This window comes from Terrabacter sp. AAH1, assembly GCF_054456855.1.
Window position 1 is genome coordinate 72760 of record NZ_JBTJJV010000014.1, and the last position, 16931, is coordinate 89690.

Consider the following 16931-nt stretch of genomic DNA (forward strand, 5'->3'; position numbering starts at 1 on the left):
CTCGTCCGCGCGATCCTGGCCTCCAGCCCCGGGTCCTCAGTGCTCGTCACGCACGACGGCAGGCGGCACCCGCCGCCGGTCGTCGACGACGGCCGGGTCCGAGTGCGCACCCACGGGCGCGCCACCGACTGGGGCTCGTGGGAACTGGTCGAGGTGACGCTCGACGTCCTGCGCGAGGCGCGGGACATGACCGACCCCGACCTCCTCGTGCTCGTATCGGGCCAGTGCTACCCAGTGCAGCCGCTCGAGGAGTGGGAGCGCGAGGTGCTGGCCGGAGGTGCGGGCTGGCAGGGCACGGCTCGGCCGCTGCACTACACGCCGACCTGGGGAAGGCGGCGGGGCACCGGGGACGACGAGCTCACCCGCTACACCTATCGCTGGTTCCGGGTTGGCTGGCTCAGTCGGCACCTGCGCACCGGAGGCGTGCCCGCGCGCGTCGCGCAGGCGATCGTGAACCGCGTCGAACCGCTGGTCGCGCTGCGTCTCGTCGACCGGGGCCGCGGCGCCCACCTGGGGGTCCGTCGTCGTATGCGCGGGCAGGGCGTCCGCTTCCACCTCGGGTCCCAGTGGCTCGCGATGGACCGGGAGCACAACGAGCTGGTGCTGCGTGAGCTGGCGCGCGGCACGGCGCTCCGCGCGATCTTCGAGCGCTCCGTCATCCCCGACGAGGCGGCGCTGCAGACCGTGCTGGCGGGCGCGACCGCGCCGAGGCCCGCTCTGCCGGTGTCGTACTCCGTGTGGGTGCCCGCGGAGGATTCGACGAGGACCTTCACGCTGGACGATCTCGACGAGATCCGGGCATCCGGCTCACCGTTCTGCCGTAAGGTCCACCCGGAGCGCAGCGCGACCTTGATGGATGCGCTCGATCGGGGGAACGGGGTGCGGCGTGACAGGGAGTGAGCAGCCGACCGGGGCGCTGAGCCGCGGCGGGCTGCAGGCCAGCGCGGTGCGCGGGGCGGTCTGGACCATCGTGCACACCTTCGTCGCGATCCCCGTCGCCTTCCTCGTCAACCTCCTCATGGCCCGGGTGCTCGGTGCCGCGGACTACGGCCGCCTCGCCTTCCTCACCGCTCTGATGGAGGTCGTCGCGCGCATCCTGACGGCCGGGTTCGGCTCCGCCGTCGTGCAGTTCGGCGCCAAGGCGCATGCCGCGGGGCGCACCGACGCCGTGGCACGGCTCCTTTCGCAGTCGCAGGGGTTCCGGCTGCTCGTGGTGACCCCGGTGCTCTCGCTGGTGGTCCTGCTGTTCGCCGACGTCCCTGCGGGTGCGGTCGCCGTCGCCATCGTGTTCGGCATCGTCTTCCCAGCCGCCCTGGACGGGGCGGTCGCGTGCCTCGCGATCGAGAACAAGACCGCCGACGGTGCCAAGATCGCTCTCGTCACCTCGTTGGCGACACAGGCTGCGGTGGTCGCGGTCGTGCTCCCGGCGCGCACTCCTGACGCGGTCTGGACCACGCGACTCATCGTCACCGGAGTCGCCGTTGCCCTCTGCCTCGTGCCCATCTCGACCGCGTACCGCCGCGCCGTGCTGAGGCCCGCGCTGCCGACCGGGATGCCCACGGGCTTCTGGCGCTATGCGCTCCCGGTGGGGGCGGCCGGCGTCATCGGCGGACTCGTGATGTCGCGCAGCGAGATCTTCCTCATGAACTGGTTGGCGGCGCCCGCCGCCGTCGGGGTCTTTGCACTGGCGTACGGGTTGGCGGGGCACGTGTTCGCCCCGGCGCAGGCCTTCGTCGGACCTCTCGTCCCGGCCATCTCCGGGCTGCTCGAGGTCGACGCGCCCGCCGTACGACCTGCCTTCAGACGCGTGATGCGGGCGGGTGCGACGGTCGTCGGCCTGGTCGAGGCGGTCGCGGTCGTGCCGCTGGCGGTGCTCGTGCCCGTGCTGTACGGCCAGGAGTTCGCCGCGGCCGGTCCCGTCGTCGTAGCGCTCGGCGTGGCCGCGGGCTTCGCAACCGTCGGCGGCCCTGTGGTGGCCTTCGTCTCGGCGCGGCTCTCGGCCGGCGAGATGCTCAAGGCGACGTCAGTGGCGCTCGTCGTCGACGTGGGTCTGGCCGTGGCGCTCATCCCACCGATGGGCATCTGGGGTGCCGTCGCGGCCAACATCGCCGGCTCGCTGACCAGCTTGCTGCTGCTCGCGCGCTCCGAGCTTCGCGGCCTCGGCATCAGCGCGCGGCAGGCGCTGCGCGACGCCCTTCCGTGCTTCATCGGCGCGGCGCTCGCGGGGTTGCTGATGCTGGCCACCGACGTCGTGGCGGGCAATGCGTGGGTGCTGGCGGTGGCTGCCGCCGGGATGGGTGCGCTGCTCTACGGGGTGCTGCTGCGCGTGATGCACTCGGGGCTCACTGCTGCAGACTCCGAAGCCGTCACCCGAGGCATCCCGGGCCCGGCCCGTCGCGTGGGTCCGCTCCTGCTCGGCTGGCTCACGGCCCGACGGGAGGACCGGTCGCCCCTGTAGCGAGCGCACGGTCGTACAGCGACGCATAGGCTGCAGCCACGCCCTCCCACGTGAAGCGTCTCGCCGCCTCGTGCCCGGCCGTCCCGAGGGCGGCTGCGCGCACCGGGTCCTGCAGCAGACCGCCGATGGCAGCACCGAGGACGGCAGTGTTCACCGGATCGACCAGAACGCCATCCACGCCGTCCGTCACGAACGACGCTGGTCCGCCGAGAGTCGTTGCCACCAAGGGGGTTCCGGCGCGCCATGCCTCCAATGCGACGATGCCGAAGGCTTCCTTGCGGCTCGGCATGACGACGACGTCGGCTCGCCGCATCCAGGCGTGGACCCCTGCCTCGTCGAGCGGCCCGAGGAGCCGCAGCCGGCCGTCCAGTCCCAGCCGCGCGCCGAGGGCGAGCAGGGCGTCGTGCTGGGAACCGACGCCGCCGATGACGACCGTCGGGGCGGGGCCGTCGCCCTCTGAAGCCATCGCCTCGATGAGCAGGTCGAACCCCTTCGTCGACTCGAGCCGCCCGACGGCGAAGACGACCGGCCCGTCCGGCAGGTCGAGATCCTCGGGTGCGGTCGTGGTCGTCGGGTCGACGGGCACCGGCCCGACGCCGTTCGGCACGACCACGCCACCCTCGAGGCCGAAGCGGTCACGCAGGTCGGCGAGCACCTGTTCCGAGCAGCCCGTCGTCACGGCAGCCGACGCGATGGCGCGGCGCAGACCCTGCCGCATGAGCGCCGAGGTGCTGAAGACGTCGTGGTCGTCCATGAACGTCTCGCCGTGCGCAGAGAGCACGAGAGGCGTGCGGGTGCGCCCGGCCAGCGCGGCGGCATACGGCCCGTTCGGCCCGAAGCACTGGACGTGGAGAACCTCCGGCCCGAAGGCGCGGTGAGCGGCCCGCCAGGCGTGCCACGCGCGTGGGGCGGAGAGCGCGAAGTCGGTCAGCGCCTTCACGGAGCGGGCGGGCATCGGCGTCGGCAGGTGGCGCACCACGGTCCCGTCGAGCTCGGTGACACCGAGGCGCTCGCCCCGGTCGACGGTCCACACCTCGACCTCGGCGCCTTGGCCCCGAAGCGCTCCGGCGACGTTGCGCACGTGGGACTCCACCCCGCCGAGGTAGGGGTGGTACGACGAGGTGACGAGGGCGACGCGACGACCCACCGCGACTCCTCCCCGTCGTTCGCGCGTGGCCCGACGGCACGCGTGCGCTCTCAATCTACGATGCGAGGGCAGCCCCGTCCCGGACTCCGACAGGCAGGATGACGCGTGCCCCGGCTCTCGATCGTGACGACGGCCACCGCGGTGCCCATGGGCGCCCAGGCCTACGAGCGACACGTCATCTCCCGTGCCCCGGCGGCGCTCGCCGCTCTCTCCGGGCCAGACGAGTCGTGGGACGTGCGGCACGTCGTGACACGGTCGCTGCGGTCGTCACTCGCCGGCACGCGTCGCCTGCCGATGGGCTGGCTCTCGGGAGCCTCACCGCGGGCTCGCGCTGCCGCTGGACGACTGGCGTACGCGGGCGGCGGGCTCGTGCACCGCATGTCCCTCGAGCTGCCCCCCGCACCCCGAGAGGTGGTCACGCTCCACGACGTCGTCGCCTGGCGCTACGCGGACGAGTCGCCCCCGGTGCGGGCGGCCGCAGAGGAGCTGCGGCGCGCCGCGGCCGTGGTCTGCGTGTCGGCCTACACGGCCGCGGAGGCCGTGGACCTGCTCGGCCTGACCGACCCTGTCGTCGTGCCGAACGGGGTCGAGCAGCGCTACCTCGGCGCCGATCCGCTGACGCCTGACGCACTGGCCGGACTCGGCGTCACCGGCCCCTACGTCCTGACCGCGGGCGGCGCCTCCGAGCGGAAGAACCTGGAGGCCCTGGCGGAGGCGTGGCCCAAGGTGCACGCCGCGCGGCCCGATCTGACGCTGGTGCTGGCCGGGCCGCCCCACCCGCGACGCAACGAGCTCTTCCGGTCCCTGCCCGGGGTCCGCCTCGTCGGCAGGGTCGCCGACGGCGTCCTCCCCGGGCTGTACGCCGCCGCCTCTGTGGTCGTGGTCCCCTCGCTCGTCGAGGGGTTCGGTCTGCCGGCGCTGGAGGGGATGGCCACGGGTGTGCCCGTCGTCGCAGCCGACCGCTCGTCGCTGCCCGAGGTCGTGGCCGACGGTGGGTTGCTCGTGGAACCCACCGGGCCTGCCCTCGCGGCCGGGGTGCTCGACGTGCTGGCCGGGGGAGCGGACGTCGAGGCGATGGCGCGCCGAGGGCTCGAGCGGGCGCGGCAGTTCACCTGGGAGGCGAGCGCCGAGGGGCACGCACGAGTCTGGCGGTCGGTGTCGGCCTGACGGCAGCGCTAGCGTGCTGGGTCGGTCTCCACTGACCTCGCCTCGCCAGCAGGTCGAGCCAGGTTCGCGCCGTCGCCACCCACCAGGGCGAAGGTGGTCGCGGCGACGACGGCCACGAGGAGGGCGCTGCCGACGACGTCGCGCGGCTGGTGGGCGTGCCATGACACGTTTCCCAGGGCGACGAGCAGACAGGCGAATCCGAGGGCGACGAGCCAGCGTCTGCCCACGGGTCGGGGCCAGACCACGCTGAGCCCCACGAGCAGCCCGATGCCGACCGTCGCGTGGTGGGAGGGAAAGGCATCCGTGCCGGTGCCGAGAACGTCCTGCAAGGGAAGACCGAGCGCGGTGACCGTCGCCGCGGCGGGGATCACCGCGCCGGCGATCGCCCGGCGCCAGGCCCGCCGAGCCAGGGCCAGCAGGGCGAGCGCGGTCACGACCGGAGCGAGGACCACGATGACCAGAGGCCGCGCGACGTCGCTCAGCAGCAGCCGCAGGCCTTCGGGCAGCGCGCTGAGGACCCACGCGTCGACGGCTTCGTCCGACCTCACACCCCAGCCGGTGCGGAAGGTGACGAAGCCCGTCGCGGCGAGGGCACACGCGGCGACGACAGCGGTCGACGCCCACCGAAGGCGCTCCCGTCGCAGCATCTGCGCCTCCACCCGGCTGTTAGGGTGCCATCGACCAGTCCCTATGCAGTCTAAAGGGGTTCGCGCGATGGCAGCCCAGGAGACGACGCAGGACTCCGACGTCCCTGCGACGGTGCCTCTGGAGGTCCGCATCGGGTTCGCGCACGCCTCCGCCCAGTGCGTGGCAGATCGCCTCGGCGTCGACGTGCTCCACGTCAAGGGCGCCGCCCTCGATCCGACGCTCGTGCCGGGCCGCGGCTACTCCGACGCGGACGTGCTGGCCCGCCCGCAGGACGTCGATGCGTTGCTCACCGAGCTGCGCCACCACGGCTGGGACCTCATCAACACCTTCGCCTACGGGTCGTCGTTCGAGCACTCGGCGACCTTGCGCCACAGGGATTTCGGCCTCCTCGACCTGCACCGGACCTACCCAGGTGCCGGGCCCACGCCGGGCGCTGCCTTCGCCTGCCTCTGGGAGGAGCACCAGACGACGGTGCTCGGCGGTGTCGACTGTGCCGTGCCCCCCAGAGACGCCCAGGCCGCCCTCCTCCTGCTCCACGCCGCCCGCGGTGGTGGCGACCCCAAGAGCGCTCACGACATCGAGTCCGTGTGGACCGCGGCACCTGAGGACCAGCGCGTCCGCATCGTCGACTGGGTGCAGCGCCTCGACGCCGGCCTCGCCTTCTCCGTCATCACCGGCACCCTCGACGAGCACCGTGACGACCCGGCATACGACCTGTGGCGGGTGGCGTCCCGAGGAGGGACGCGCTGGGAGGAGTGGCGCGCGCGTGTACGGGCGGCTCGTGGGCTCCGTGCCTCGGCGGTCGTGGCCGCACGTTCGGTGCTGGTCAACGTCGAGCACCTCACGCTCGTCCGCGGGCGACCCGTGACGCGGCGCGAGGTGGTCGCGGAGTTCTTCGGTCGACCGGCTCGCGGGCTGCGAGAGGTCGTGGGCCGTCGGCCCGGAGCGGGCCGATGACCGCAGCCTTTCGCGTCGCGAAGGACGTCGGGGTCACTCTCGGCGCCGACGATCTCACTGTCTACGTGGCGAGTCTCCCGGGGGGACCGCTCGTCGTCCTCGAGGGCCCTGCGGCGGTGATCTGGAGCGAGGCCACCGGTGGACCCGCCGTCGGTTGGGTCGGTCGTGTCGCCGACGCCGTCGGTCGCGCCGAGGAGGAGATCGCAGCAGACACCGAGACCTTCGTCGCCGACCTGTGCGCCCGCGGGCTGCTGCGACCGAGCTGACTTTCAGGCGTGCTTGCCCTCGCGGCGACGCTGCCGGCGCTCTCGCCTGTTGGGCTTGTGCTCGGCCTCGGGAGTCAGCCCGTAGTAGCCGTAACGGTGGGCGATCGACGACCCGGCCGACACCATGTTGAGGGCGAAGCCTGCAACGGGTGCGTCAACCGTCTCGAGCGACTGCACGGCGCTCGCGAGGTCGCGCTTCCTCGTTCGCTCCGCACCGACCACCATGATGAGCCCGTGGGTGAGGTTGTTGATGAGCACCGCGTCGACGACCGGGACCACTGGCGGGCTGTCGACGAGGATGAAGTCGAAGTCGTGCGACAGCTTGCCGAACAGCGCCTCCATCGGCTCGGAGCCCAGCAGCTCGCTCGGGTTGGGGGGCACCGGCCCGGCCGGGAGCACGTGGAGCGAGGTCTCGCGCCAACGCTGGATGACGTCGTCGGGGTCGGCCTGGCCGAGCAGCAGCGTCGTGAGACCGAACGAGCCGTCGAGGCCCATGGTGCGCGCCACGGAAGGGTTGCGCAGGTCACCGTCGATGAGCAGCACCTTGGACGACGCGTCCGCCATGGCGAGAGCCAGGTTGATCGTGGTCGTCGTCTTGCCCTCGCCCGGCACCGAGGACGTCACGACGAACGAGTGTCCCCCGGTCGTGACGTCGACGAAGAGGATGTTGGTGCGCAGCCGCCGGATGGACTCGGCATGCCGGCCATGGGGGTCGGTCTCGACGGACAGCAGGCCGTCCTTCACCGACTTCACGATGGGGAGGTCGCCGAGGATCGGCCGGTTCGAGATGGCCTTGATGTCGTCGGCCGTGCGGACCTTGGTGTCGAGGGTGTGGCGCAGCAGCGCGAGCCCGATGCCGAGTGCCAGACCCAGCAGCCCGCCGAGAGCGAGGTTCCGCTTCGCGTTGGGCGAGGTCGGATCACCGGGGACCGAGGCCGGGACGATGGTGTCGGCCTCGACCGACTGTCCGTTGGAGGCCAGCAGCGGCGAGAACTTCTTGGCGACGTCGGCGAGCACGGGACCCGCCTCGGTGGCGACGCGCGCCACCAGCTGGGGGTCGCCACCCGTCGCGGTGATGGTCATCATGTTGGACGTCTGGGAGACCTCGCCCGAGACCGACAGCGGGGTGCCCGGCGCAAGACCGAGGCGGGCGCGCAGGGGATCCATCACCGAGGGTGACGTCAGGACGTCGAGGTACGTCGCGAGGTCAGCGGCCGACACGGCATACGTGGTGACCTCGTTGCCGCTCCCCGCTGTGGGCGGCTGCGTCGCGCGCAGGTAGATCTTGGCGCTGGCCGTGTAGACGGCAGGGGTCAGCATCGTCTGGACAGCCGTCGCGGCAACCACGACGAGCAGGCTCAGCGCGATGATCCGCCACCGAGCCCCCAGCACGCTGAGGAACTCTCGAAACGTCATTGACCCCCCCGGCCAACTCCACGGTACGTAGGCGCATCCTCCCATATCATCCAAATGGTTGTGCCGAGTCCGAGACATCGGCCGGGGCAGTGAGAGCGGGGTGGGGGGTCATGTGGGCTCTGCGAGTGAGCCACAGTGCGGTCGTCGACGCGTGGCGTGAGCGCGAGCGTGCACTGCGCCGCGCTGGGCACCGGGTCGAGCTGGTGTCGGCCGCGTCGTGGGCGGAAGGCGGCCGTCAGGTTCGTCTCGAGCCCAGAGACGATGAAAACGTCTCCGCCGCAAAGACTTTCGGATCGCACCCGGCTCTCTTCGTCTACGATCCCAGGCCCCTGTGGCGGGCTCTCGGTCGACCCGTCGACGTCATCGACATCCACGAGGAGCCGTACGCCCTGGCGACCGCGGAGGTGCTGGCCCTGCGGTGGCTGCGCCGCCAGCGCGCTCCCTACGTCCTCTACTCCGCCCAGAACCTCGACAAGCGGCACCCGCTGCCCTTCCGCTGGCTCGAGCGCGCAGCCCTGCGCCACGCCGGCGGCGTCAACGTGTGCAACGACGCAGCCGGCCGCATCGTCGAGCGCAAGGGCTTCCCGGGGCGGGCCCGCACCATCGACCTCGGCACCGACCTCAGCCTGTTCAGCCCGGCGGCGACCGTGCGCGCCGGCTCGACGGACGACGCGCCCGTCGTCGGCTTCGCCGGTCGTCTCGACCACGCCAAGGGTGCCGACGTGCTGCTTCGCGCGCTCGCGCTCCAGGGCGACCTGCGTGGCCGCCTGGCGGGTGACGGGCCCGACCGTCGGCGGCTGGAAGAGCTCGCGGTGACGCTCGGGGTGGCCGACCGCGTCGAGTTCGTCGGGGCCCTGGAACCGGGCCGGCTCCCCGACTTCTACCGCTCCCTGGACGTGCTCGCGGTCCCGTCCCTCACCACGCCTTCCTGGGTCGAGCAGTTCGGCAGGGTCGCGATCGAGGCGATGGCCTGCGGTGTCCCCGTCGTGGTCAGTGACAGCGGGGCTCTCCCGGACGTCGTCGGCGACGCGGCGGTCGTGGTCGCGGAGGGGGACGAGGCGGCGCTCGCCAAGGCCCTCGCCGAGATCGTCCGTGACCCTGACGTTGCACGCCACGTGCGTGAGGCAGGACTCGCTCGGGCGGCTGCGACCTCGTGGGACGTCGTGGCCGCCAGGCACGAAGACGTCTACCGCGCCGCGACGAAGACGTGGGACGCGCCTGCGGTCGTGCCCGGCACCCACCAGCGGCCCCTCGAGGTCGTCGTCGTCGCGTACGGCCAGCCCGAGCTGCTGGCAAGCGCCCTCGAGCCGCTGAGCGACATGCCGGTCACCGTCGTCGACAACTCGTCCTCGGCCGAGGTCCGGGCTGTGGTCGAGGCGTCAGGGGCGCGGTACGTGGACCCCCAGCGCAACGGCGGCTTCGCGGCCGGCGTGAACGAGGGACTGCGCCACGTGGACCCGCGCGCGGACGTGCTCCTCGTGAATCCCGACGCGGTCGTGCTTCCCGAGCACGTCGACCGACTGCGCACGGCGTTGCTGTCCGCCCCGGACCTGGCCAGCGTCGGCCCGTCGCAGGTTGACACGACCGGAGAGTCGTCGCGGGTCGAGTGGCCGTTCCCGGCACCGCTGGCCACATGGGTCGATGCGCTGGGCCTCGGTCGTCTGCGCAGGAACCGCTACGTGATCGGTTCGGTGCTGCTCCTGCGACGCGAGGCGATCGAGCACGTCGGTGCTTTCGACGACGACCGGTTCTTCCTCTATGCCGAGGAGACGGACTGGGCCTACCGCGCCACCTTGCTCGGGTGGAGGCACGCCCTCGTGCCGGACGCGCACGCCATGCACGTGGGTGCGGCGACGAGCACCGACCCGACACGTCGCGAGGGGTACTTCCACGCGGCGCAGGAGATCTACCTGCGCAAGCACCACGGCGCCCTCGGGTGGCAGGTGAGCCGAGCCGGACAGCTCGCCGGCTCGGCGGTGCGGGCCGTCGCGGGCGGTCGCGAGCGCCGTCGGGCGGCCCGGGACCGCCTGCGTCTCTACAGCCGAGGGCCGGCGGCCTCCGAGGTCCGACCTGCCGACTGGACCCGCAAGCCGCGCGAGCTGTCGTCTGAACGTGCGAGCGTCCCGTGACGGGCGTCGTGCTGCACCGGCTCCGTGACCTGACCAGTCGGGAGGCGCTCGTCCGGGTCGGGCTCGTCGTCGCCGGTGCGGGGCTCCTGCTCGTCGTCGGTCGCCTGGCGGCCGCCCAGCCGAGTGCGGCCGTCGTCATCACGGCCGCGGTGCTCGCGGTCGGCGTCACCGCCGTGCACCCCGGTCTCATCCCTCTCGCGGTGCTGCCCATCCTTCTGGTCGTGCTGAGGGTCGGAGGCGGTGGCGTGGACCTGTCGCTCTCGGACTTCGCGCTGGCCGCGGCAACCTTGCCGGCTCTCTTCCTCGCCCGCCGGCCGTTCTCACCCGGGCTCCGGGCGGTGCTGTGGGCGTCGGCCGTCTACCAGTTCGCGACTCTCGCGACAGTCGTCAACAACCCGTATGCCGCCAACGCGATCGAGTGGGCCCACACCTGGCTGCTCGTCTCCGGGTCGCTTCTCGTGGGCTGGGCGGTCGGCGCGAACGGCCGCGCGCGCACCGGGGTGCGGCTGCTTCTCGGCACCATCGCCGTGCTGGCCCTGATCACGGTCGTCGAAGGTGTCGTCCACTTCGCCCAGGGTGACTTCCAGCCCGTCTACCCCTCCTTCCCCTACGGCATGCACAAGAACTTCGCGGGCACCGTCTGCGCGCTCGGCACCGTCATCGCCTGCGCCCGTCCCTCGTGGGTGGGACTGACCAGGCGAGCCGCGTACTCCCTGATGGGCCTCACGTTCCTCGCCGTGCTCTTCACGCAGTCCCGCCAGGCCGTGCTGGGGGCGGTGGCCGGCGTCTTCCTGCTCGTGCTGCGCTCCGACGGCGAGCGCAAGCGACCCAAGCTGTTGCTCCTGCTGTTCGGCCCCTTCGTCCTCTTCGTCACCAACCTCGTGCAGGACCAGCTCCAGTCCGACAACAGGTTCAACTCGGTGCTGCAGCGGCTCACCTGGTTCCAGGACTCCATGACCGTGTGGCAGACCGACCCGTGGTTCGGAGTGGGCCTGCGCTGGTGGTACACCGACCGGTTCGACTTCCGGTTCCAGCCCCCTAACGCCGAGATCGAGGTGCTCACCTCGGCGGGGGTCCTCGGGGTGGCGGCCTTCGTCGCGCTGATGATCATGTCCGTCGGAGTGGCGAGGCGCCTCGACCCGACCTTCGGTTCGCTCGCTCTGGCCGTGTTGGTCTCGCGTCTCGTCCAGGGGCAGTTCGACCTCTTCTGGGCCGCCGTCATGGGCTCCCTGCCGTTCGTCGTGCTCGGTATCTGCCTCGGCGCCAAGGCGCACGCCGACCGGTCGGCAGACGCGACCAGGCCCGGTGACGCTGTCGACACCGCTCGGCGCCGGCCGGTGACGACCTCGTGACCACCATCGTCCAGATCACTCCCGAGATCGGCCCCGGAACAGGGGTCGGCGCTGTGGCCTTCCACCTCGAGCAGGAGTGGCGCAGGGCCGGCATCGACGTCCGTCGGTTCACGCTCCGCGAGGCCGGAGGGGCGTGGCTGCCGACGGCCGGCGGGGGAGTCGCCGGTCGGCTGGCGCTGCTCGCCCGTGTGGTGTGGTTCTCGACGGTGGGCACCCACCGAGCCCGCAGGTATCTTCGCGACCACCCGGACCAGCTGTCCGTCTGCCACAACGATGCCCTCGCCGGCGACGTCTACGTCAACCACGGCCTCGTCCAGGCGGCGATGCGCGCGCGCGGCCACTACTGGCTGCGTATGGCGCGCAACCCGCTGCACCTCTTCACGACGGCGCGCGACCGTCGGCGGTACTCGGGCGCAGGTCGGCACCGGCTCGTTATCAACCTCGTGAACGAGGAGGAACGCCTGCTGCGCACGACCTACCCGGGGCTGGCCTTGCCCACCGTGGTCATCGGCAACGGCGTCGACGTGGAGCGGTTCAGTCCCCCCACGGCTGCCGAGCGCGAGAAGGCCCGTACGGCGCTTGGACTGTCCGCGGAGGGCCGGATGGTTCTCTTCATCGGCAACGAGTTCGGCCGCAAGGGCCTCCCAGCCCTCGTGGAGGCCCTCGAGCTGCTCGGGCCAGAGGTCCAGCTGGTCGTCGTCGGCGGCACCCCCGAGCTCGTGGCTGCGGAAGCATCCCGACCGCCGGCCCAGCGCCTCGGTGGCCGGCTGCGCTTCGTCGGGGCCCACGCCGACCCGCGACCGTGGTTGCACTCAGCCGACGTGCTCGCGATGCCGAGCGCGTACGAGTCCTACGGCCTCGTCGTGCTCGAGGCGCTCGCCTGCGGCGTGCCGGTCGTCGCGACCCGGACCGGCTGTGTCCCCGACGTCGTCACGGACGGCGTCAGCGGTGCTGTCGTCGGCGGTGGACCGGCCGACCTTGCCGCCGGTCTCCGTCGGGTGCTCGACCTCGACCCCGAGGTGTCGCGACCTGCAGCTCGTGCCAGCGCGGAGTCCCACGCATGGTCCGAGGTCGCCCGCCGCTACCTCGAGGTGCTGTCAGAGGCGCGCGCGGTGCGGACGGTCCCCAGCGGGGGTGGAGCCGTCCGATGAGGATCCTGCACGCGGTTCGCTCCGACGCCTTCGCCGGAGTGGAGAGCCATGTCGCGCGCTTGGCTCGTGCCCAGGCCGAGGCCGGTGACGACGTGCACGTCGTCGGCGGCGACCCGGCGCGCATGAGGACTGCAGTGGGCCCGCGGGTGCGGGTCACGTCCGCGAGCACTGTGACGCAGGTGCTCACCGCTGTCCGAACGTGGGCGCCGACGGCTGACGTCGTGCACGCGCACATGACGGCTGCTGAGATCGCTTGTGCCACAGCACTTCTCGGGATCTCCACGCCGCTAGTGGTCACGAGGCACTTCGCTCGTGACCGCGGCAGCAACCCGCTGTCGACGTGGGCAGCCGACGGTGCGGCACAGCGGGTCGACGCGCAGATAGCCATCAGCCACTACGTCTCGCGCGCCATCGCAGGCACGAGCGTCGTCATCCACCCCGGGGTGGACTCGACGAGCACGACGCGCACCGCGGGTGAGCGCGAGCGCGTGGTGCTGTTGGCCCAGCGGCTCGAACCCGAGAAGGAGGGCGGCGTCGCGCTACGTGCCTTCGCGCGCTCGGGCCTCGCCCGTGACGGCTGGCGTCTGGACGTCGCGGGCGACGGAGCCGAACGCACCCGGCTCGCCGCTCTGGCCGGCGAGCTGGGCATCGGCGCGTCGACGCGCTTCCTGGGTCATCGCAGTGACGTCGCTTCGCTCATGGAGGGCGCGGCCGTCCTCCTCGCTCCCTGCCGGATCGAGGGCCTCGGCCTCACCGTGCTCGAGTCGATGGCCTCGGCTCTGCCGGTGGTCGCGGTGGGTGCCGGCGGCCACCTCGAGACCGTCGGCAGCGTTCCCGACGCAGCGCTGCACCCGCCGGGTGACGTCGACCGTGCCGCCCGGCTGCTCGCCGACCTCGTGTCGAACCCGTGCCGCCGCGATGCGTACGCCGCCAGCCTGCAGCGAGCCCAGCGGGCCGCGTTCACGCCCGCGCACCAAGCCCGCGAGACCGCCGCCGTCTACGAGTCGGTGGTCTGACGTGGAGATCGTCGTGGCCTCGCTGGAGGCGTGGGACGGCGTCTGGCGCCGCAACCAGCACCTGGTGACGGGTCTGCTGCGCCGCGACCCCTCCCTGCGCGTGCTGTTCGTCGAACCCGCATCGGATCCTCTGCACGCCGCGCTGGGCGAGGGCGAGGCGCGACTCGGACGTGGCCTGCGCCAGGCGCCCGCGGTCGAGGGAGTCGCGCCGGACGCGCTCTGGCTCTTCGAACCGACGAAGTGGCTGCCCCGCCGCGTCGACCGGCGCGTCGACGAGCGCTGGGCGCGTCAGGTGCTCAAGGCGGCACGAACGCAAGGGATGACCGAGCCGTTGCTCTGGGTCAACGACCCGACGGGGGCGCTCCTCCTGGAGGCGACCTCATGGCCCGCGCTCTACGACGTCACCGACGACTGGACGCTCGCCGAGCGCCCCCCGGCCGAGACCCAGCGGGTCAAGGCGCAGGAGGCGGTGCTGCTTCGACGCTGCGACGAGGTGGTCGTGTGCTCGCCCGCGCTGGCACGGAGCAAGGGGGCCGAACGCCCGGTGACGCTGGTGCCCAACGGCGTCGACACGTTGGCGTACGCGACGGTCCGAGAACGCCCTGCGGACCTTCCCGAGGGTCGCGTGGCCGTCTACGTCGGGACGCTCCACGACGACCGGCTCGACCTCGATCTGTGCGTGCATGCTGCCCGGGCGCTCGCGGGGCTCGGTCGTCTCGTCCTCGTGGGCCCGGATGCCCTGTCGGGGAGCCAGCACTCACGGCTCGCCGACGCCGGGGTGGTGCTCCTCGGTCCACGTGCGAGCGAGGAGGTGCCCGCCTACCTGCAGCACGCTGACGTCCTGGTCGTCCCGCACGTCGTGACGCCGTTCACCGACAGCCTCGACCCGATCAAGCTCTACGAGTACCAGGCGGCGCGTCGCCCCGTCCTCTCCACCGCGGTGGCCGGGTTCCGCGACGTCGACGACGAGCTGGTCGAGGTCGTCGCGCAAGAGCGCTTCCCGGCGGCCTTGGTGGACGCGCTCGACGCGCCGAAGGGCCGTCCCTGTGGGACCGCGTCGTCGTCGCCGGTCGAGCGTCTGGCGGGCGTCGACTGGGCACGACGCGTCGAGCAGGTCGCGGACGTGCTGGGCAGGCTCGCCAGCGGGGTGACCCGATGAGCGTTGCGACGGTCACCGTTCGCGCGCTGGACGTGCTCGTGAGCATCGCAGTCGACGATGCCCGGCTGGTGCCGTCGATCGAGGACGCGTGGCACCTCTGCACGGTCGAGAGTGGACCGGCGGACGTCGAGGTCGCCGTGCCTGACCACGACGGATCGCCCGACTCCGTCGCACGGAGCCTGCAGCTGCTGACCCAGTCGGTCACGCTGGCGGCGATCGGCGCCCGCGCCGGGCGCGACGTCATGTTCCACGCGGGCGGTCTCAGCGACCCGACCACCGGGGCGTCGATGGTCTACGTCGCGCCGGGTGGCACCGGCAAGACGACGGTCACCACGACGCTGGGTCACGGACGCGGGTATCTCTCCGACGAGACCATCGCCGTCGGAACCGATGGCACGATCGTCTGCTATCCGAAGCCCCTGTCCGTACGCCGCTCCGAGGGCGCCATCAAGGACGAGACGGCGCCCGGGGCCATGCGGCTCACGCCCGCGCGCGCCACGCCGTGGATCGCCGGGCTCGTCGCGCTGCGAAGGGACCTCGCGCCGGGTGCGCCGGTCGACGTCGTCGACGTTCCCCTGCTCGACGCGCTCGTCATGCTCGCACCTGAGACGTCGTCCCTCGCGCGCCTCGAGCGCCCCCTGCGCCGGCTGGCCGACGTCGTCGAGATGGCTGGAGGCCTCAGCGTCGTGCACTTCGCGGACGCGGCCCAGCTCGAACCGTTCGTCGGCGAGGTCCTCAGGAGGTCGCGATGAAGGACGTGACGGTGACGGCCACCGCGGTCGTCGACGAGCTCGTCGCCGACGACGGCGCCGTGGTCCTCGTCGACGCGGGTGGCCAGCACCGGGTGCTGCGGCTCTCCGCCATGGGGCAGGCCGTCCGCGAGCTCGCCCTCTCGGGAGTGCCGCTGAGCCGCCTGACCGACGAGCTCGTTGAGCGGTTCGGTGCTGCTGGCGACAACCCGGCCGACGCGGTGGCGACGCTGGTGCGCGAGCTGGAGTCAGCCGGGCTCGTACGCGTGGACGGGTGACGGCTCGCCCGTCGACCCGTGCAGCTCTGTGTCGATCTCCGCGATGAACTCGCGGATCGCCGCGTCACCGATCACCGGCCCTCCGGCCAGGAGACCGTCCGCGCCCAGAAGCACAGCCGTCGGGGTCATCCCGTAGCCCAGCGAGCGCGAGACGTGGAACGGAGCGTCGTGCAGCGACTGCGGCTCGGTGGTGGAGGTGAGCCCGCTCTCGGCGGGCGGAGCGGTGACGAGCACCCGGACGTCGACCTCCGGAAGGTCCTCACGCCAGGTGGGGATCGAACGGATGACCTCGACGCAGCCGCCGCACGCCTCGGACACCTCGAGCAGCAGCACGGCCCGTTCGGCGCTGAGCTCGCGGAGGGTCGCCGTCGAACCATCGGCCAAGGTCACGGGCACGTCGGGGGTGCGGCTCCGGACGTAGTCGAGCTCGGGGGCTGCGTCGGTCGCCGCGCTCGGCGTCGAGGGTTGGGTGGCGGTGGCGGTGGCGGTCGCCGGGCTGCCGGGTAGGACGAGCACCGCCGTCACCGCCGCTGAGGCAACACCGAACATCCACCACCACGCGCCGGAGGCTGCGACGACGCTCCACGCCGGGCGGCCGTCGAGCACCGCCGTGGCCAGGCCCGTCACCGCAAGCAGGCTGAGCCACACGTTCCGCCACAGGGTCATGAGCGTCACCGGCGCCGAGCGGCGCGCCCCGAAGCAACTGCACTCCACCGGCCCGGGCCGACGCAGCGCGACGGCCACGAGGGCGGCATACGCAAGCATCAGCGCGAGCACGAGGGCGGATGCCACGACCCGGGCGACACCACCGGTCAGCACCACGGCGGCAGCGAGGACGATCTCGACCCAGGGGTGTGCGACGGCGAGGGCCGGTCTCTGCAGCGCCTCCGGAACACCGAGCTCGCGCCATCCGGTCAGTCGGTCGCGGTCACCGAGCTTGCCGACGCCGCTGAGGACCAGGACGCCAGCCAGCAGTGTGGGGACGACGACGACGAGGGCATCCGGCACGTCGCGAGTCTAACGAGCGGCCACGTCCAG

At 72.4% G+C, this 16931-nt stretch carries 16 protein-coding genes; 12 read left to right on the forward strand and 4 right to left on the reverse strand.

Features of this window, described 5'->3' with window-relative positions:
* The first annotated feature begins 153 nt into the window (after positions 1-153).
* Together ACXR8F_RS17925 and ACXR8F_RS17930 are read left to right on the forward strand one after the other, a co-directional pair.
* On the forward strand, positions 154-900 hold the full coding sequence (locus ACXR8F_RS17925) for a hypothetical protein (RefSeq protein ID WP_458802544.1): 747 nt from the start codon (positions 154-156) through the stop codon (positions 898-900).
* Positions 887-2458 carry a lipopolysaccharide biosynthesis protein gene (locus tag ACXR8F_RS17930; protein ID WP_458802545.1) on the forward strand — a complete coding sequence of 524 codons (1572 nt, stop codon included), beginning with the start codon at positions 887-889 and terminating at the stop codon, positions 2456-2458. Before ACXR8F_RS17925 ends, ACXR8F_RS17930 begins: the two co-directional genes overlap by 14 nt.
* On the opposite strand, the gene ACXR8F_RS17935 is transcribed toward ACXR8F_RS17930, so the two are convergent.
* Positions 2424-3605 (reverse strand): glycosyltransferase family 4 protein, encoded by a 1182-nt coding sequence (locus tag ACXR8F_RS17935; RefSeq protein WP_458802547.1) that lies wholly within the window; start codon positions 3603-3605, stop codon positions 2424-2426. The two genes, ACXR8F_RS17930 and ACXR8F_RS17935, sit on opposite strands and share 35 nt — an antisense overlap.
* Positions 3606-3710: 105 nt before the next feature.
* On the opposite strand from ACXR8F_RS17935, the gene ACXR8F_RS17940 reads away from it, so the two are divergent.
* On the forward strand, positions 3711-4772 hold the full coding sequence (locus ACXR8F_RS17940; protein WP_458802549.1) for a glycosyltransferase family 4 protein: 1062 nt from the start codon (positions 3711-3713) through the stop codon (positions 4770-4772).
* An 8-nt stretch (positions 4773-4780) separates the two neighbouring features.
* Here the strand turns inward: ACXR8F_RS17940 and ACXR8F_RS17945 are convergent, their stop codons facing one another.
* Positions 4781-5419, reverse strand: coding sequence for a phosphatase PAP2 family protein (locus ACXR8F_RS17945; RefSeq protein ID WP_458802550.1), 639 nt, complete (start codon positions 5417-5419; stop codon positions 4781-4783).
* Positions 5420-5486: 67 nt separating this feature from the next.
* Between ACXR8F_RS17945 and ACXR8F_RS17950 the strand changes: the two genes are divergently transcribed.
* Positions 5487-6377 (forward strand): nucleotidyltransferase family protein, encoded by an 891-nt coding sequence (locus ACXR8F_RS17950; protein WP_458802551.1) that lies wholly within the window; start codon positions 5487-5489, stop codon positions 6375-6377.
* Complete coding sequence (locus ACXR8F_RS17955) at positions 6374-6643, forward strand: hypothetical protein (RefSeq protein ID WP_458802553.1); 270 nt, start codon at positions 6374-6376, stop codon at positions 6641-6643. The genes ACXR8F_RS17950 and ACXR8F_RS17955 overlap by 4 nt, the downstream gene beginning before the upstream one ends.
* 3 nt (positions 6644-6646) lie before the next feature.
* Here the strand turns inward: ACXR8F_RS17955 and ACXR8F_RS17960 are convergent, their stop codons facing one another.
* Positions 6647-8059, reverse strand: a complete 1413-nt coding sequence (locus tag ACXR8F_RS17960) for a tyrosine-protein kinase domain-containing protein (RefSeq protein ID WP_458802555.1) — start codon at positions 8057-8059, stop codon at positions 6647-6649.
* 125 nt (positions 8060-8184) lie between these two features.
* Here ACXR8F_RS17960 and ACXR8F_RS17965 point away from each other — a divergent pair, with 125 nt between their 5' ends.
* The 7 genes from ACXR8F_RS17965 to ACXR8F_RS17995 are packed head-to-tail and all read left to right on the forward strand — an operon-like array spanning position 8185 to position 15893.
* Positions 8185-10188 (forward strand): glycosyltransferase, encoded by a 2004-nt coding sequence (locus ACXR8F_RS17965; RefSeq protein WP_458802556.1) that lies wholly within the window; start codon positions 8185-8187, stop codon positions 10186-10188.
* Complete coding sequence (locus ACXR8F_RS17970) at positions 10185-11540, forward strand: O-antigen ligase family protein (RefSeq protein WP_458802558.1); 1356 nt, start codon at positions 10185-10187, stop codon at positions 11538-11540. Before ACXR8F_RS17965 ends, ACXR8F_RS17970 begins: the two co-directional genes overlap by 4 nt.
* On the forward strand, positions 11537-12691 hold the full coding sequence (locus ACXR8F_RS17975) for a glycosyltransferase family 4 protein (RefSeq protein ID WP_458802560.1): 1155 nt from the start codon (positions 11537-11539) through the stop codon (positions 12689-12691). The genes ACXR8F_RS17970 and ACXR8F_RS17975 overlap by 4 nt, the downstream gene beginning before the upstream one ends.
* Positions 12688-13707 (forward strand): glycosyltransferase family 4 protein, encoded by a 1020-nt coding sequence (locus ACXR8F_RS17980; RefSeq protein ID WP_458802562.1) that lies wholly within the window; start codon positions 12688-12690, stop codon positions 13705-13707. Before ACXR8F_RS17975 ends, ACXR8F_RS17980 begins: the two co-directional genes overlap by 4 nt.
* Before the next feature lies 1 nt (position 13708).
* Positions 13709-14866, forward strand: coding sequence for a glycosyltransferase (locus tag ACXR8F_RS17985; protein WP_458802564.1), 1158 nt, complete (start codon positions 13709-13711; stop codon positions 14864-14866).
* The gene (locus tag ACXR8F_RS17990; RefSeq protein WP_458802565.1) at positions 14863-15618 is read left to right on the forward strand and encodes a hypothetical protein; all 756 of its coding nucleotides are present in this window, start codon (positions 14863-14865) and stop codon (positions 15616-15618) included. Before ACXR8F_RS17985 ends, ACXR8F_RS17990 begins: the two co-directional genes overlap by 4 nt.
* Positions 15615-15893, forward strand: coding sequence for a hypothetical protein (locus ACXR8F_RS17995; protein WP_458802567.1), 279 nt, complete (start codon positions 15615-15617; stop codon positions 15891-15893). The genes ACXR8F_RS17990 and ACXR8F_RS17995 overlap by 4 nt, the downstream gene beginning before the upstream one ends.
* Here ACXR8F_RS17995 and ACXR8F_RS18000 read toward each other — a convergent pair.
* Positions 15864-16901 (reverse strand): MauE/DoxX family redox-associated membrane protein, encoded by a 1038-nt coding sequence (locus ACXR8F_RS18000; RefSeq protein ID WP_458802569.1) that lies wholly within the window; start codon positions 16899-16901, stop codon positions 15864-15866. The genes ACXR8F_RS17995 and ACXR8F_RS18000 overlap by 30 nt on opposite strands.
* Positions 16902-16931: the final 30 nt, after the last annotated feature.

Excerpts from the sequence above, each read along its gene's own strand:
- ACXR8F_RS17945 (WP_458802550.1), bottom strand. The coding sequence starts at position 5,419 with ATGCTGCGACGGGAGCGCCTTCGGTGGGCGTCGACCGCTGTCGTCGCC.
- ACXR8F_RS17960 (WP_458802555.1), bottom strand. The coding sequence starts at position 8,059 with ATGACGTTTCGAGAGTTCCTCAGCGTGCTGGGGGCTCGGTGGCGGATC.
- ACXR8F_RS17980 (WP_458802562.1), top strand. The coding sequence starts at position 12,688 with ATGAGGATCCTGCACGCGGTTCGCTCCGACGCCTTCGCCGGAGTGGAG.
- ACXR8F_RS17950 (WP_458802551.1), top strand. The coding sequence starts at position 5,487 with ATGGCAGCCCAGGAGACGACGCAGGACTCCGACGTCCCTGCGACGGTG.
- ACXR8F_RS17955 (WP_458802553.1), top strand. The coding sequence starts at position 6,374 with ATGACCGCAGCCTTTCGCGTCGCGAAGGACGTCGGGGTCACTCTCGGC.
- ACXR8F_RS17995 (WP_458802567.1), top strand. The coding sequence starts at position 15,615 with ATGAAGGACGTGACGGTGACGGCCACCGCGGTCGTCGACGAGCTCGTC.
- ACXR8F_RS17990 (WP_458802565.1), top strand. The coding sequence starts at position 14,863 with ATGAGCGTTGCGACGGTCACCGTTCGCGCGCTGGACGTGCTCGTGAGC.